The organism is Vibrio proteolyticus NBRC 13287 (assembly GCF_000467125.1).
In the GTDB taxonomy this organism is placed as follows: domain Bacteria; phylum Pseudomonadota; class Gammaproteobacteria; order Enterobacterales; family Vibrionaceae; genus Vibrio; species Vibrio proteolyticus.
The window spans coordinates 38,816-55,989 of the sequence record NZ_BATJ01000020.1; the positions used below are offsets into that span (position 1 = coordinate 38,816).

Consider the following 17,174-nt stretch of genomic DNA (forward strand, 5'->3'; position numbering starts at 1 on the left):
ACGTATCCATTTAAGAGCGCTATGGAAAAGACATACAACCCAACTTCAATCGAACAAGCTCTGTATCAGACTTGGGAAGAGAAAGGCTACTTTAAGCCACACGGTGACACGACTAAAGAATCATACAGCATCATGATCCCGCCACCGAACGTCACTGGTAGCCTGCACATGGGCCACGCGTTCCAGGATTCCATCATGGATACACTGATCCGTGCTGAGCGTATGAAGGGTAAAAACACCCTTTGGCAAGTGGGTACCGACCACGCGGGCATCGCAACTCAGATGGTGGTTGAGCGTAAGATCGCAGCAGAAGAAGGCAAAACCAAGCACGATTACGGCCGTGATGCGTTCATCGACAAGATCTGGGAATGGAAAGGCCAGTCTGGCGGCACCATTACCAAACAGCTGCGTCGTCTGGGTGCCTCGGTCGACTGGGATCGTGAACGTTTCACCATGGACGATGGCTTGTCTAACGCGGTTCAGGAAGTGTTCGTGCGTCTGTACGAAGACGATCTGATCTATCGCGGTAAGCGTCTGGTGAACTGGGATCCAAAACTGCACACAGCGATCTCGGACCTGGAAGTTGAAAACAAAGACAAAAAAGGCCACATGTGGCATTTCCGCTACCCGCTAGCCGACGGTGTGAAAACCGCCGACGGCAAAGACTACATCGTTGTAGCGACGACCCGCCCTGAAACCATGCTGGGCGACACCGGTGTGGCGGTTAACCCAGAAGATCCTCGTTACAAAGATCTGATCGGTAAAGAAATCCTGCTTCCTGTCGTTGACCGTCGTATCCCTATCGTGGGTGACGAGCACGCAGATATGGAAAAAGGTACTGGCTGTGTGAAAATCACGCCAGCGCACGATTTCAACGACTACGAAGTCGGTAAGCGCCACCAGCTACCAATGATCAACATCCTGACGTTTGACGCGAACATTCGTGACACGGCTGAAGTGTTTAACACCAACGGCGAAGCAAGCGATGCTTACTCCACCGAGATTCCAGCCAAATACCAAACTATGGAGCGTTTTGCGGCGCGTAAAGCGATCGTGGCAGAATTTGAAGAACTTGGCCTGCTGGACGAAATCAAAGACCACGACCTAACCGTTCCTTACGGTGACCGTGGTGGCGTGGTTATCGAACCGATGCTGACTGACCAATGGTATGTACGTACTGCCCCACTTGCAGAGACAGCAACCAAAGCGGTGGAAGACGGCGAAATCCAGTTCGTACCTAAGCAATACGAAAACATGTACTTCTCTTGGATGCGCGACATTCAAGACTGGTGTATCTCTCGTCAGCTTTGGTGGGGTCACCGCATCCCGGCATGGTACGACAACGACGGCAACGTCTACGTAGGTCGCACAGAAGAAGAAGTTCGTGCTAACAACAACCTAGCGCCAGTTGTGGTTCTACGCCAAGACGACGACGTACTGGATACCTGGTTCTCTTCAGCGTTATGGACGTTCGGTACGCAAGGTTGGCCAGAGAACACTGACGATCTGAAAACCTTCCATCCTTCAGACGTACTAGTCACTGGTTTCGACATCATCTTCTTCTGGGTTGCTCGTATGATCATGATGACGATGCACTTCTGTAAGGATGAAAACGGCAAGCCGCAGGTACCATTTAAGACAGTTTACGTGACCGGTCTGATCCGTGACGAAAACGGCGACAAAATGTCGAAGTCAAAAGGTAATGTCCTTGACCCAATCGATATGATTGATGGCATCGATCTGGAATCTCTGGTTGAGAAGCGCACCGGTAACATGATGCAGCCTCAACTTGCGGCGAAGATCGAAAAGAACACACGTAAGACGTTTGAAAATGGTATCGAAGCCTACGGCACTGACGCGCTGCGTTTCACTCTGGCCGCGATGGCATCAACCGGTCGCGACATCAACTGGGATATGAAGCGCCTGGAAGGTTACCGTAACTTCTGTAACAAGCTTTGGAACGCTAGCCGCTACGTGCTGATGAACACCGAAGAGCAGGATTGTGGCTTTAACGGTGGCAAGATCGAATATTCACTGGCTGATAAGTGGATCGAGTCTCAGTTTGAACTGGCAGCCAAAGACTTTAACCATCATCTGGACAACTTCCGTCTCGATATGGCATCGAACACCCTCTACGAGTTTATCTGGAACCAATTCTGTGACTGGTATCTGGAACTGACCAAGCCTGTGCTTTGGAAAGGTTCGGAAGCGCAGCAACGCGGCACACGTCGCACGCTCATCACAGTACTTGAGAAAACGCTGCGCCTGGCGCATCCGGTGATCCCATACATCACCGAAACCATTTGGCAGAGCGTGAAACCATTGGTAGACGGCGTTGAAGGTAACACCATCATGCTGCAAGCCCTGCCTCAGTACAATGAAGCGAACTTCCACCAAGAAGCACTCGATGACATCGAATGGGTGAAGTCTTTCATTACCAGTATTCGTAACCTGCGTGCAGAATACGACATCAACCCGGGCAAACCACTGGAAGTGATGCTCAAAGCCGCCAGCGAGAAAGACGCAGTGCGCCTGGAAGCCAACAAACAAGTATTGGTTTCTCTGGCGAAGCTTGAGTCTGTGCGCGTGCTCGCCGCCGGTGAAGAGATGCCAGCGTGTGCCACTGCACTGGTAGCGAAGTCTGAACTGATGATCCCAATGGCGGGCTTGATCGACAAAGACGCCGAACTGGCTCGTCTGGATGGCGAAATCAAGAAAACCGAAGGTGAAATCAAGCGTCTGGAAGGCAAGCTGAACAACGAAGGCTTTGTCGCTAAAGCGCCGGAAGCGGTCGTTGCGAAAGAGCGCGAGAAGCTGGACGGTTACAAAGAAACGCTGGTGAAACTGGCCGAGCAAAAGACCACCATCGCCGCGCTGTAACGCGGAGACAGGCACCCAAAAGGCAGCGATTTCGCTGCCTTTTTTCTGTCTGGGTTCATTCGATAAGCGGACTATACCAAGCGGTTTTGTTCGCGCCCTTCTACAAATGCCTGGATGTTCTCGATCAGAATGTGGGCCAGTTTTTCAAACGATGAGTCACTGCCCCAAGCCACATGCGGAGTCAGTAGCAGGTTGGGCATGTTCATGTTCGCCAACAACGGATTGTGCTCATCCGCTGGCTCAGTACTGAAGACGTCTACGCCCGCCGCGCCAATCCCCCCTCGCTGTAACGCAGCCACCAGTGCGGCTTCATCCACCAGGCCACCGCGACCGGTATTGATCAATACCGAATCAGGCTTCATCCGGGCCAACTCTTTGGCACCGATCAAATGGTGCGTTTCGGCGTTCAACGGACAGTGCAGGGTCAGAACATCGGCCAGCATCAGTACCTGTTCAAACGGCAGGTAGCCTTCCCGGCACTGCTGCGCACCTTTACGTTCAGCAAAAATAACGTGCATCCCCAACGCTTGGGCCAGTACCGCGGTTGCCTGCCCCAACTCGCCACTGCCTATCACACCCAGCGTGGCCCCGGCAATGTCTCCGATCGGATGCGTAAAGAAGCAGAACTGCTTGTTGCGCTGCCATTCTCCCTGTTGGATATCCTGATGGTAGCCCACCAAGTTGCGCCGCAGTGCAAACATCATCGCGACCACATGCTCAGGAACCGACTGAGTGGCATACCCTCTGACATTGGCAACAGCGATACCGAGCGAACGACAAGTCTGGAGGTCGACATTGTTATATCCGGTTGCCGCCACGGCGATCAATTTCAGCTCCGGAAGACGGCGCAGTAATGGCTCATCCAGCACAACTTTGTTGGTGATGACGATATCGGCACTTTGCACCCGCTCAAACACGTGATCAGGCGCGGTTAAGTCATATTCTACCCATTGATGATCAAACGGCAGATGCGGCAGACGGATATGAGCCGGGATGGTGGCCCGGTCGAGAAACACAATAGTAGGCAGCGACATACAATCTCCTTGTGCTGCCTAAGCGGTCTCGTTATGGACGCGGCAGCATTTTATAGTCTGGCAATTTTCGCACAGGATCGAAATAATCAAAGAGCATCTCCTGCGCTTCAGGATAGAAATCACACGGCACAAAGATATTGCGCAACCAGTGACTACGCGGGTGGTAGAAACTCAGCTCTGCCGCATGCAATTCTAAACGCTCAGAAAACTGGTACGCCTCTTGCTCAGCATAGAACTCATCCCCGACGATCGGGTGTCCTATCGCTTGCATGTGGACCCGTAACTGATGCGAGCGCCCGGTGATCGGAAACAGCCGCACCACCGTGGTTTTCTCTTCACGTTTGGCAACCTGATACAAAGTGCGGGAAGGCTTACCGTGTTCATGGCTCACCATCTGTTTTGGCCGATTTGGCCAATCACAACACAAGGGCAGATCCACGTCCCCCTCCTGCTGCTCAACCTCTCCCCACACGCGTGCATAGTACACTTTATGTGTCAGTCGATATTGGAACTGTTTCTTCAGCGCCGCTTCCACATGGCGATTTTTGCCAAACACCATTAATCCAGACGTCGACATATCCAATCGATGTACTACTTTGACATCAGGATAGCTCTCCAGAAGACGGCTCCACATGCTGTCGTAATGCTCTTCCAGTCGCCCGGGAACCGACAACAGGCCCGAGGGTTTGTTGACGGCAATGATGTGGTCATCTTCATAAACCACATCGACCCAGGGTTGGGTTGGCGGGTGATATTCCAGCATGGCCATAGTTTGTCTCTACTCAATCGATGACCGACGAGTATAACAGGAGAGCCAGAGCGGCTGAATGCCCATCTGTCACGATAAAATGGTCACAACCATGTAAATCCCTTTGGACGGAGTAAAAATCTATGATACTCATAGAGAATATTGACAAAAATAAAAACGCCTGAAAAAACAAATACAACATAAAGGAAGAATGAGAATGGACACTGCCGCCGTGCAAACGTTGGAGAAGCGCGCTTCTCTGCCTCAACTGATACGCTCTCTGGGCCCCGGAATAATGATGGCTGCGGCCTGTGTCGGTGGCTCCCACCTGGTCGCATCCACCAAAGCCGGTGCCATCTACGGCTGGCAATTGGCCGCACTGATCCTGCTGGTCAACCTGTTTAAATACCCCTTTTTCCGGGCCGGTATCCAATACACCATGGGCACGGGGGAGAGCCTGGTCGAAGGTTATGCTAAGCTGGGGCGCCCGTATCTGTGGTTGTTTGTCGCACTGGCGGTGATTTCCGCGATCATTAACACCGCGGCCCTGACGCTCTTCAGCGCCAGCCTGCTCGGCTATTTCATGCCGCTCGAACTGCCGATGACCACACTGGCCATCATTGTTCTGGTCACTTGCCTGGTGATCCTGTTTGCCGGTCACTACAAAGCGCTGGACACTCTGTCTAAGGCCATCATGCTGGTCCTGACTTTGGCAACACTACTGGCCGTCGCGGTCGCAGCCGGAAATCCGGTCACCACGCCGCCCACATTCGAGACGCCTTCTCCCTGGTCTCTGGCCGCCATCGGTTTTATTGTAGTGACCATGGGCTGGATGCCAGCTCCGATTGAAATTTCCAGCCTGACGTCGATGTGGCTTAAGAGTCAGCGTCGTCATCAACAGGTTACCGCTCAGTCAGCGCTGTTCGATTTCAATGTCGGCTACATCGGCACGGCACTGCTGGCCATTGTGTTTCTCGCTTTGGGCGCCCTGGTGCTGCATGGTACGGGAGTAGAACTGTCTCAATCTGGTGTCGGCTTCTCTCACCAACTGGTCAGCCTGTACGCCTCCACCATTGGTGAGTGGTCACGTTACCTGATCACGGTGATCGCCTTTTTTGCGATTTTCGGCAGTACGATTACCGTGATCGATGGCTATTCACGAGTGATTTCCGAGTCTCAGCGCCTGCTGCGTAATCAAGAAGAGGCCAATCCTAAAATAACCCAGGCCTGGATGCTGCTGGTGTCTGGTGCCGCTCTGGCCATTCTGATGTTCTGGATGTCAGCGCTGTTACCCATGCTTGACTTCGCCATGGTGATGGCATTTATGACCACCCCTTTCTTCGCGTTATTGAACTACATTCTGGTGACTCGCACCGCGCTGCCGGCCAATCTGGCCTTGAGTCGTAAACTCAGATGGTTGTCGCTCGCCGGTCTGGTGTATCTGTTTGGCTTTCTGGCGCTGTTTGTGTGGTGGAAGTGGTTGATGTAACGCCGGCCTGAAAAGCGCCATCGGTATCCAGAAAATACAAAGGGCAAGCTCACGCTTGCCCTTTGTCGTACGGTCTTTACCGCTAAATACTGTTACAACTGACCGATAAGGTATCCACGACGACTGCGTTCACATTGACGTTAATGTCCTGTGAACCATTAAATCCGTTGTCGCAGGTGACCGCCAACGTGTAGGTACCATCATCATGATCGGTGGTCGCGACACTGACCAGCCCGAAATCAATCGCCAGCCCAGTCGCAGTCACCGTATGACCACCGTGTCCGACCACGGAGTTGTCTGCTTGACGTAGCGTTAAGGTCACGTTGGTGGTACTGCCTTCATCCTGGGCGACCGTATCCGGAGACACCGCACTCAACGACGTATCGACTGCCGTTATCGTCAGCGGCGCTGTGTTGCTCAGCACCTCGCCGCCTACCGTCGCGGAAATCGTATAACTGCCGGCGTCCGTCGCTGACACGGTGGCACTGTAAGTACCATCAGCATTATCGGTGATATCCGTAAACACCAGTCCAGACGGCGATGACGCCAACTCCAGCGTTCCGCCACTTTGCGTATAATCCTGATTATCGCCGTCTTTGAGTGTCACAGTCAGAGTTGTGGTCGCGGCGATATCCATTCCTTGGGTATCAGCAATAACTAACGTGCTGCCGCTGTAATCCACAGTCGATACCTCGCTACAGAAGGTGTGATCCGAAGGCAGTGCGATATCGAACACAACCGGCTGTGAATCACTGGCGGTCACCGTTTGCCGCTCGCCCCAGTAATACTGGTTGTCCAGTCGCACGTACGCCGACCCTTCGTACTGAACCGTATCGACGGCGCGGCTCTCCTGAGCGGTGCCGTCCTCATCCACTTGTCCCCACAAGTATTGGCCGTAGTCTTGGTTATACATCCAATAGTACGCCGAAGGCGCGGCTTTCTCGCGGGTGACATCTTGCTGATCATCAAGACAAACCAAGCGCACGTTTACGGTTTGGTCGATCTTGTCGCACAGCTCCAGCGACATGAGCTGGATTTCATCCAGATTCGCGCTGGCCGTGAACTCGACCTGTCCCCAGGTTTGTCCGCCATAGTAGTACAGACGATAGAGCCCATCTTGCAGCAAATTCGTCAGTGACAGCGTATCCCCAGAGATCTCGCCGGACGACTCATAGGAATAACCGGAATAGAGGTAATAACGGCCAGAGGTCACCGCCTGAGCAACACTGGTGTTGGTCGGACACACCAGCTTCAGAGTCGGCTGGATATCAATCGTCGGTGGATTAGTGATATTCAGGGTGGCTTTCAGCGACTTGGTGTTATCCCCCGACAAACCAAAACAAAAATCGTCCAGATCCAGGCCGGTGTCACCACTGGCAACCGATGTCACCTGACTATCAACTTCTATAGAGGCCAGTAAGCTGTTGCCCTGACTGTCCAGCAAATCAAAATGCCCCGCAAACGCCGGTACCCGGTTAATTTCCAGTTTTTCCGGATTGTCACCCCAGCCCGACGGCTTGTAGGCCCAGCCACCGCCAGCTTTAGCAAACGACAGCCTCAGTTTCTGATTATTCGGCTCACCATTCTGGTCGACCACATTGATGTCCAGCTTACAACGATCCTGATCATACCAGTCGAGATTATAATAAGACAGATGAGTGATCTGCTTGGATAGGGTAAAGGTATCGCTGTTTTCCTTCACGATACTCGCCTCCCCTTCATAGTGCCATTTACCCGTGGTGTCGGTATAACTCCAGATCGGGATGGTTTGATCATTGAGAGAAAGCGGTGCGCCGGTATTTGGGTTAGTGGTGGACTTAGGCACGTCAAAGGTCAGGCGAATCCCGCTGCCATCAAAGCCTTTGACCTGATTGCCCGCTTCGTCTTCCAGTTCGATGGCCACAAAGCCTGCAGAAATAAAGGTCAACCCGGTAGCAGAGCGAATGTCTGCCGGTAAATCACCGGTGACTTCTTGTGGCGACAGCCCCCCCGGGAACAGGTACAACGGATTGTTGTCTGCGTCGGCAATCCCCTGGGGATCGGCGGAGAACATCATCAACGACGCGGTGATGTCACCGACGGGCACAAACGCCGAACCGTCTTCTGCCAGCAGGGTCGTACCGGCAGGGATGGTTAAACTGGCGCTGGCTCCATCGAGAATCTGCCCCCCGCTGGTGGTAGTTGACTGGATAGGCGTGGACAACGTCAGCGTGCTCGCGGTTGAGGAACCGGACATGGCGACGATTTGTGCTGCGTACGCGGTCGCCACATCGTCAGAGGAAGATTTCGGCATGACCTCGACCCAGTAGCTCGTCTCCATCGACGTTTGGGTCAGATCGAAATATTGGGAGTTAGAGAAAAAGCCTTTGCCGTGCGTCACCAGTGTCAAACTGGCTCGGCTATCACCACTGGAGGACACGTTGAAAGCACTGATAGAAATTGGCACGATGCCTGAGTCCGGAACCAGCAGCACATTGCTTTGATAAGCCGTCCCGTCAACATAACCGGCCACCTCACGCCCCGAAACGTCAGTCACACTCACCCGAAAGTCCTGTGACTGATTGCTGACATCAAACACAAATCTCACTTCCAGATTCGATAGTGGCGTGTCATCGGTCGTATTGGTCACATTGAACGACAATGCCTGCACCTGGCTGGACACATCATCGTCGGAGTCACTGTTACACCCGACCAGTCCCAATGTCGATAACATCAGTACCACAGCGGCTCTGAGGTATCCATTCTTGAATCGTCTACCCATTTCATATCCTTATTATTCACGTCAACAACATAAGCAATAAGTAGGATATGAAGTATTTTCATATTTTCCATGAAATATGGGTAAGAAATGTCCGGGTCTGCGACTCCCAACTCATTGAATGCGTGATAAAAGTCACCCTATCAGGCCCTGATTGAGGCTTCGCCAACAAAAAAACCTGCCGCAGCAGGTTTTTTTGTTAGCAACAGACCAATCTGTGTCTGCCCTGAGAGTGTCACAGCATGGATCAGTTATGAGACACCACAATCAGACGCAGAGAGTCCAGCTGATACTGAGCACGACTGATGTAATCCGACAATGCTTGAATCTGACGATCGATGGCTTCCAGCTCTTCATCACGGATATTTGGATTGACGGCTTTGAGTGCCTGTAGGCGCCCCAGCTCACTGTTGAGACTGGCCTGCATCTCCTTCTGAGCCTGATCACGCACCGCCGCGACCTGCTCGACAATGCGCTGATCAGCCTGTTCAATCAACTGATGCACCTGCGCCTGTACTGAGTTCACCAACTTGCTGGCCAAATGACGGTTCACCGGACTCAGCTGACGGTTAAAGCTTTCGAACTCCACCTGAGCGGACAGATCGTTGCCCTGTTTATCAAGCATCAGTCGGATTGGCGTCTGCGGCAGGAAGCGGTTGATGCCACTGCTTTTTGGTGCCTGCGCATCCACCAGATAAACCAGCTCGAGTAAAATAGTGCCCACCGGCAGGGCTTTGTTTTTCAGCAGCGACACCGCACAGGTGCCGACCCCTTCACTCATCAGCAGATCAATCCCTCCCTGAATCATCGGGTGCTCCCAACTGATGAAGTGCATATCTTCGCGTGACAGCGCTGTATCCCGGTCAAACGTGATGGTGGCACCTTCATACGGCAACCCCGGATAGCTCGGTACCATCATATGCTCCGACGGAGTAACCACCAAGGCGTTCTCGCCTTTGTCATCCTGATTAAGACCAATGGTGTCAAACAGGCTAAGAGCAAACGTCACCAAATTGGTATCGCCGTCGGTTGAAGCAATTTTTTCCACGATTTGCTGCGCTTTGTCGCCACCATTAGAGTGCATTTCCAGTAAACGGTCACGCCCCTGTTCGAGCTGCGATTTCAATGACTTGTTCAGCTTGGCAGACGCCTCAATCACCTCATCCAACGCGTCCACATTTCCGCTGGCCAGCATCTCAATCAGCGCATCGGCGTACTGATCGTACACCGCGCGCCCGGTCGGGCAGGTTTCAGCAAACGCGTTCAGACCTTCATCAAACCAACGAGCGAGGATCGCCTGTGCCGTGTCTTTCAGGTACGGCACATAAATGTCGATATCGCGTTGTTGTCCAATCCGATCCAGACGACCGATACGCTGCTCCAGCAGATCCGGGTTGAACGGCAGATCGAACATCACCAACTGATTAGCAAACTGAAAGTTGCGCCCTTCCGAGCCGATTTCACTGCAAATCAGTACCTGAGCGCCGCCCTCTTCCTGTGCAAAGTACGCCGCCGCTTTATCACGCTCGAGAATCGACATCCCCTCATGGAAGACCGTTGCGCGGATCCCTTCACGCTCTCGCAACGCCTGCTCCAGTTGCAGTGCCGTGTTGGCGCGCGATGCAATCACCAGGATCTTCTCGCTGCGTTTTTCTTTGATCTTCTCCAGCAGCCAGTTGACCCGAGAGTCGAACTGCCACCAACTGGCGTCATCGCCTTCAAATTCCTGGAAGATTTCTTCCGGATAGAGGTTCTTTAAAGCCCGGGCCTGATCGCTCATCTTGCCACCCAACATACCGGCAACGCGCATCGACGTAGTGTACTGTGACGGAATGTCCATCGGCAGCAACTGTACATTGCGCTGCGGGAAGCCTTTGATGGCGGCACGGGTGTTGCGAAACAGCACGCGTCCGGTGCCGTGGCGGTCCATCAGGTTGTCGATCAATTCCTGACGGGCACTCGCTTTGGCGTCTTGGTCGCTGTTGCTTTCAATGATTCGAAACAGTGGTTCGACATCCTGCTCGGACAACAACTCACTGATCTGGTTTTTGGCCGCATCCGCCAGTTGCTCACCGGCAAACAGCGCCGCCACCGAGTCGGCCACAGGAGCATATTGCGCTTCTTCTTCGACAAACGCGGCGTAATCGTAAAAGCGATCCGGATCGAGCAGACGCAAACGGGCAAAGTGGCTCTCACGTCCCAGTTGCTCAGGCGTCGCGGTCAACAGCAGCACTCCCGGTGTTTTCTCTGCCAGCGCTTCAATCACCTGATATTCACGGCTCGGATTATCTTGACTCCACTCCAGGTGATGCGCTTCGTCCACCACCAACAGATCCCACTCCCCTTCCAGCGCCTGTTCAAAACGCTGACGGCTCTTGCGCAGGAAATCCAATGAACACAACACGTACTGCTGCGTATCAAACGGGTTGTCGGCTTCTTCGAACGCTTCGACACAACGCTCTTCATCAAAAATGGAGAAATGGAGGTTGAAACGACGCATCATCTCCACCAGCCACTGATGCTGCAGGGTTTCGGGTACCACAATCAGAATGCGCTCCGCACGCCCAGACAGGACCTGCTGGTGAATGATCATCCCAGCTTCGATGGTTTTCCCCAGCCCCACTTCGTCCGCCAGCAGCACACGCGGCGCATGACGGCGGCCAACTTCGTGAGCAATGTACAATTGATGAGGGATGAGGCCGGCGCGCATGCCACACAAACCACGCATCGGGCTCTTGTGCTGTTGGTATTGATTGCTCAGGGCACGATAACGCAGGACAAAATTGTCCATACGATCAATCTGGCCGGCGTACAGTTTGTCCTGTGGCTTATTGAAACGAATCTGGTTGCTGAGCATGATTTCACGCAAAACCACACCGCTTTCGCCGGTGTCTTGCCGGGTGCCGATATAGCAGAACAGACCATTGCTTTCCTGCACGTCCTCAACACTCAGAGACCAGCCTTCCTGACATTCGATAAGGTCACCGGGATTAAACGTCACCCGGGTCACTGGCGCATCTTTGCGGGCATAAACCCGGGTTTCCTCCGATGCTGAGAACATCAGCGTTACGGTTCGAGCATCCATTGCTACGACGGTACCTAATCCCAAATCGCTTTCCGTATCGCTAATCCAGCGCTGCCCCAAAGCAAATGTCATGAATCGACTACCTCATCTGTTGGTCTGAAACTATTTTAGTGTGAATCCCACCTGTTGAAAGGCGACTGAACAGGATAATCCGGCTCAGTAAGGAGGTGGAAAAAAGGCCGCTAATATTACTTGAAGCTGTGATACAGGTCACGTGCAAACACCCCGTTTACGACGTTTTTTTTACCGCGCTTTTGTGGCTGAAATCAAACTGTAAGAAATTCGTGTCATTCCTAGTCAGGAGTGTTGCTATACTCGAACTGAATATGCAGGACAGCACTTACGGACTCATAAGCTTAAGCCTGTATCTTCGGTATACGAGACGATGTATCAACACGGGTTTGCAGCACGTAGTGGATTTCTCCCTCGCATCCCGGCAAGCAGAAATCCGTCACCTCTGTTGCAAGCATCTTCGGCTAAGCACGCCGCGCTGCGGCAAGGAGACGCTTATGGGCGATACCGATCGGAAACTGTTTGTACTCGACACCAATATCCTTCTTCACGAACCTTTTGCCATCTATTCCTTCCAAGAACACGACGTGGTCATTCCCATGACCGTCCTCGAAGAACTCGACCGAATCAAAGACAGCAAACGCGATGTGGCGCGCGATGCTCGTGTGGCGATTCGCGCACTTGAAGATCTGTTCCGTGACGCCACTCCCGATCAGATTTCAGAAGGCATTCCCATCAATAAGGAAGGCAATGAGACAGGCCACATCTCCATTCTGGCCGATTTTGAACTGCAGGAAACCGTCAAAGCCTTCACCGACAAAGAGGGTGACAACCGGATTCTCAACGCGGTATTGTACCTGCAAAATAAACGAGCGCCGCGCGAAGTCGTGTTGATCACCAAAGACATCAATATGCGTCTGCGTGCCAAAGGTGCCGGCGTGCGCTTTGTCGAAGACTACCGGACCGATCAACTGATCGATGACGTTCAGTACCTGACCAAAGGCTTTCAGCAGGTCGAAGGTGACTTCTGGAGCAACATCGACCAGGTCGACAGCCGTACCATCAACGGCTACACCTATCACACTCTGGCCCGTGGGCCGTTTGAACCGACCTTCATTAATCAATACGTCATCGACCAGAAAAGTGACTTCGCCGGACGAGTCGAGTCGATCAATCCGGAGCAAATTACGCTGCGCGATCTCAGCCGCGAACGTATGATGCACCGCAAAGCGTGGGATATCACGCCGAAAAACATCTATCAGGGCATGGCGCTGGATGCCCTGCTCGATCCCGACATCGATCTGGTGATCCTCACCGGAGCAGCCGGCAGTGGTAAAACCCTGTTGGCGATGGCGGCGGCGCTTGAGCAGACCATTGAGAAAGGCATGTTCGATAAGATCATCGTCACCCGTAATACGCCAGATATCGGTGAGTCCATCGGCTTCCTGCCCGGGACAGAAGAAGAGAAAATGATGCCCTGGCTGGCGGCGGTCACCGACACACTGGAAGCGCTGCACAAACACGATCACTGCACTGAAGGCTCTCTCAAATACATCTGCGACAAAGCCAACATTCAGTTCAAGTCGATCAACTTCATGCGCGGCCGCTCAATTCAAAATGCATTTGTGCTGCTCGATGAATGTCAGAACCTGACCGCTTCACAGATCAAAACCATCATTACCCGCTGTGGTGAAGGTACGAAGATCGTTTGCTCGGGTAACCTGGCCCAGATCGACTCTCACTACCTGACTCCGGTCACCTCCGGCCTGACCTACATGGTTGAACGCTTCAAAAACTTTGAAGGCAGCGCCAACATTCACCTCAACGGCGTGGTCCGCAGTCGTCTGGCTGAGTTTGCAGAAGAGAATTTATAATCAAAAAAAGCGAGATATTATTTATATCTCGCTTTATTTTTAAAATAATTATTCACAAAAAGTCTATTTTTATGGTTAACTAATCCTGATAATTAAATAACGATTCAGGAACTGGAGCATGGCATTTAACTTACGTAACCGTAACTTCCTCAAGTTACTGGACTTTACCCCAAAAGAAATCCATTTCCTGCTCGAGCTGTCAGCAGAGCTGAAAAAGGCCAAATACGCCGGTACCGAGCAGAAAACCTTATGCGGCAAAAACATCGCCCTGATTTTTGAAAAAGCCTCGACCCGAACCCGCTGCGCGTTTGAAGTGGCCGCCTTTGATCAGGGCGCCCAGGTGTCGTACATCGGTCCGTCCGGATCCCAGATCGGCCACAAAGAGTCGATGAAAGACACCGCCCGGGTGTTGGGACGTATGTATGACGGCATTGAATATCGTGGCTTTGGTCAGGCGATTGTCGAAGAGCTGGGGACCCACGCCGGTGTACCGGTATGGAACGGTCTGACCGATGAATATCACCCCACTCAGATCCTGGCCGACTTCCTCACCATGCTCGAACACGGCCGCGGCAAGCAGTTACACCAGATCCGTTTCGCTTACCTGGGCGATGCGCGCAATAACATGGGCAACTCGCTGATGGTCGGCGCCGCAAAAATGGGGATGGACATTCGCTTAGTCGCCCCGAAAGCGTTCTGGCCGCAGGCAGAGCTGGTCGCGGAGTGTCAGGCGATTGCGGCCGAGACAGGCGCCCAGATCACGCTGACGGAAAGTGTCGACGACGGCGTCAAAGATTGTGACTTCCTCTACACTGACGTTTGGGTTTCCATGGGCGAAGCCGCCGAAGCATGGGGTGAACGCGTCGCCACTCTGACGCCTTATCAGGTCAACCAGACGGTGATTGAAAAAACCGCCAATCCACAGGTGAAATTCATGCACTGCCTGCCTGCATTTCACAATGATGAAACCACCATCGGCAAGCAAGTGGCCGAACAATATGACATGCAAGGGCTCGAAGTCACGGAAGACGTGTTTGAATCCGGATGTTCCATCGTGTTTGATCAGGCCGAAAATCGCATGCATACCATCAAAGCCGTCATGGTCGCCACACTTGGCCAGTAAGACGCGCAAAGCATGATGTAATCGCTTGCGCTCACAAATTTCCGGCGTATAATGCTCGGCAATTTGTCTGAGGGAAGTGAAATGAAGCCGAGTCTGGTAGCGACAATGCGACATACTCTAGGTAAGCTGGTTGGCTTACCGGCGAATTCTTTTTCTTCCTCATCTGATTTCTAAAGCCTCCCATCTCGGGAGGCTTTTTTATTGTCTGAAGTATACTGCTAGGGAAGACGATCATGACCAATACGCTTTATCACAAGCACATCATCTCAATTCCGGAACTCTCACGCGAAGAGCTGGAACTCATCGTGGACACCGCTGGTCAGCTGAAAGCGCAGCCAAATCCGGAGCTGATTAAAAATAAGGTCATCGCCAGCTGTTTCTTTGAACCTTCCACCCGTACCCGCCTGTCGTTCGAGACGGCCATTCAACGCATCGGGGGGGATGTGATCGGCTTTGACAACGGCGGTAACACCTCGCTGGCGAAAAAAGGAGAAACCCTGGCGGACTCCGTGCAAGTGATCGCTTCTTACGTCGATGCGTTTGTGATGCGCCACCCTCAGGAAGGCGCGGCGCGTCTGGCGTCGGAATTTTCGAAAGGCGTTCCGGTCATCAACGCCGGAGATGGCGCCAACCAGCACCCCACCCAAACCCTGCTCGATCTGTTTACCATTGCGGAAACCCAGGGACGCCTCGACCAACTGAACGTCGCGTTTGTCGGAGACCTCAAGTATGGCCGTACGGTCCACTCACTGACTCAGGCACTGGCGAAATTCAAGCAGGTCCGCTTTTACTTCGTCGCGCCAGAGGCGCTGGCGATGCCGGATTACATCTGCGAAGAACTGGACGATGCGGGCATTGAATACAGCCTGCATACCGACATGGAGAGCGTGATTCCACAACTGGATATCCTCTATATGACCCGGGTACAGAAAGAGCGCTTCGACGAGTCAGAATACGCCCACATTAAGTCCGCCTACATCCTGACGGCCTCGATGCTCAAGGAGGCGCGGGATAACCTGAAAGTGCTGCACCCACTGCCGCGTGTCGATGAAATCACCACCGACGTGGATAAGACCCCCCATGCCTACTACTTTGAGCAGGCAGAAAACGGCGTCTATGCGCGTGAAGCTTTGTTGGCACTGGTCCTAAACGAAACACTGTAATCGGGAGACAATTCAAATGGGAAAAGAAACGCAACTTCAGGTCGAAGCGATCAAAAACGGCACTGTGATTGACCATATCCCGGCTCAGATCGGCATCAAGGTGCTGAAACTGTTTGCAATGGACAAAGCGGAGCAACGCGTGACCATAGGCCTCAACCTGCCGTCTTCTGCGCTGGGCCACAAAGATTTACTCAAGATTGAAAACGTATTCATCAGTGAAGAGCAGGCCAACAAACTGGCTCTGTATGCGCCGCACGCAACCGTTAACCAGATTGAAGACTATCAGGTAGTGAAAAAACTGGCGCTGACACTGCCACCGCAAATCAACGCCGTGTTCGAGTGCCCAAACAGCAACTGCATTTCACACAATGAGCCAGTCGACAGCAGCTTTAAGGTGATTGAAAAACGGGATGATATCCGCCTTAAATGCAAGTACTGCGAGAAAGTCTTCTCGCGCGAAATCGTCACCGAACGCTAGTCACTCTTCCCCGCCTCGAGCGGGGATTTTTCTTTACCCCCCGCGGCTTTCGCGGCACACTGGGGCTTCCGATTTCCCCTTACTAAGATGGAACATAATAATGACGAAAGTACTTCACACGGAATCCGCGCCAGCGGCAATTGGTCCTTACGTACAAGGCGTTGATCTGGGTAATATGGTACTGACTTCGGGTCAGATCCCAGTGAACCCGGCGACAGGTGAAGTGTCTGCCGACATCGCACAGCAGGCACGTCAGTCACTGGACAATGTCAAAGCCGTAGTAGAAGCGTCTGGCCTGACCGTCGCAGACATCGTGAAAATGACGGTTTTCGTTAAAGACCTGAACGACTTTGGCACCGTCAACGAGGTGTACGGCAAGTTCTTTGATGAGCATCAGGTTGCCAATTACCCGGCACGCTCGTGTGTGGAAGTGGCACGCCTGCCAAAAGACGTAGGTATCGAAATCGAAGCCATCGCAGTGCGTAAATAACCTAAGCGGCGCGCAAGACACAAAAGGCGAGCTCATGCTC

The 17,174-nt window shown here is 52.9% G+C and carries 11 protein-coding genes; 7 read left to right on the forward strand and 4 right to left on the reverse strand.

Annotation, left to right across the window (positions count from 1 at the left end; all coding sequences use genetic code 11):
• Positions 1–21 precede the first annotated feature (21 nt).
• Entirely contained in the window at positions 22–2,880 is a 2,859-nt protein-coding gene (locus VPR01S_RS18140; protein WP_021706829.1) for a valine--tRNA ligase, read from the forward strand.
• 71 nt (positions 2,881–2,951) lie between these two features.
• Here the strand turns inward: VPR01S_RS18140 and VPR01S_RS18145 are convergent, their stop codons facing one another.
• Complete coding sequence (locus VPR01S_RS18145; protein WP_021706830.1) at positions 2,952–3,914, reverse strand: D-2-hydroxyacid dehydrogenase; 963 nt, start codon at positions 3,912–3,914, stop codon at positions 2,952–2,954.
• A gap of 31 nt (positions 3,915–3,945) precedes the next feature.
• A complete protein-coding gene (locus tag VPR01S_RS18150; RefSeq protein WP_021706831.1) occupies positions 3,946–4,683 on the reverse strand; it encodes a pseudouridine synthase in 738 nt (245 codons plus the stop codon).
• A 196-nt stretch (positions 4,684–4,879) separates the two neighbouring features.
• Between VPR01S_RS18150 and VPR01S_RS18155 the strand changes: the two genes are divergently transcribed.
• Positions 4,880–6,151 carry an NRAMP family divalent metal transporter gene (locus tag VPR01S_RS18155; protein ID WP_021706832.1) on the forward strand — a complete coding sequence of 424 codons (1,272 nt, stop codon included), beginning with the start codon at positions 4,880–4,882 and terminating at the stop codon, positions 6,149–6,151.
• 82 nt (positions 6,152–6,233) lie between these two features.
• Here VPR01S_RS18155 and VPR01S_RS18160 read toward each other — a convergent pair whose 3' ends face one another.
• Together VPR01S_RS18160 and rapA are read right to left on the reverse strand one after the other, a co-directional pair.
• Positions 6,234–8,912, reverse strand: a complete 2,679-nt coding sequence (locus VPR01S_RS18160; RefSeq protein ID WP_021706833.1) for an Ig-like domain-containing protein — start codon at positions 8,910–8,912, stop codon at positions 6,234–6,236.
• Positions 8,913–9,156: 244 nt separating this feature from the next.
• Positions 9,157–12,066, reverse strand: coding sequence for an RNA polymerase-associated protein RapA (gene rapA / locus VPR01S_RS18165; RefSeq protein ID WP_021706834.1), 2,910 nt, complete (start codon positions 12,064–12,066; stop codon positions 9,157–9,159).
• Between the two features lie 437 nt (positions 12,067–12,503).
• On the opposite strand from rapA, the gene VPR01S_RS18170 reads away from it, so the two are divergent.
• The 5 genes from VPR01S_RS18170 to VPR01S_RS18190 all read left to right on the forward strand — a co-directional run bounded on the left by VPR01S_RS18170 (position 12,504) and on the right by VPR01S_RS18190 (position 17,134).
• Positions 12,504–13,880 (forward strand): PhoH family protein, encoded by a 1,377-nt coding sequence (locus tag VPR01S_RS18170; protein WP_021706835.1) that lies wholly within the window; start codon positions 12,504–12,506, stop codon positions 13,878–13,880.
• A gap of 118 nt (positions 13,881–13,998) precedes the next feature.
• Positions 13,999–15,003, forward strand: a complete 1,005-nt coding sequence (locus VPR01S_RS18175; protein WP_021706836.1) for an ornithine carbamoyltransferase — start codon at positions 13,999–14,001, stop codon at positions 15,001–15,003.
• A 233-nt stretch (positions 15,004–15,236) separates the two neighbouring features.
• Positions 15,237–16,166: an aspartate carbamoyltransferase gene (pyrB, locus tag VPR01S_RS18180; protein WP_021706837.1), complete on the forward strand. Its 930-nt coding sequence runs from the start codon at positions 15,237–15,239 to the stop codon at positions 16,164–16,166.
• 16 nt (positions 16,167–16,182) lie between these two features.
• Entirely contained in the window at positions 16,183–16,644 is a 462-nt protein-coding gene (gene pyrI, locus VPR01S_RS18185; protein WP_021706838.1) for an aspartate carbamoyltransferase regulatory subunit, read from the forward strand.
• A gap of 100 nt (positions 16,645–16,744) precedes the next feature.
• On the forward strand, positions 16,745–17,134 hold the full coding sequence (locus VPR01S_RS18190) for a RidA family protein (RefSeq protein ID WP_021706839.1): 390 nt from the start codon (positions 16,745–16,747) through the stop codon (positions 17,132–17,134).
• Positions 17,135–17,174 lie beyond the last annotated feature (40 nt).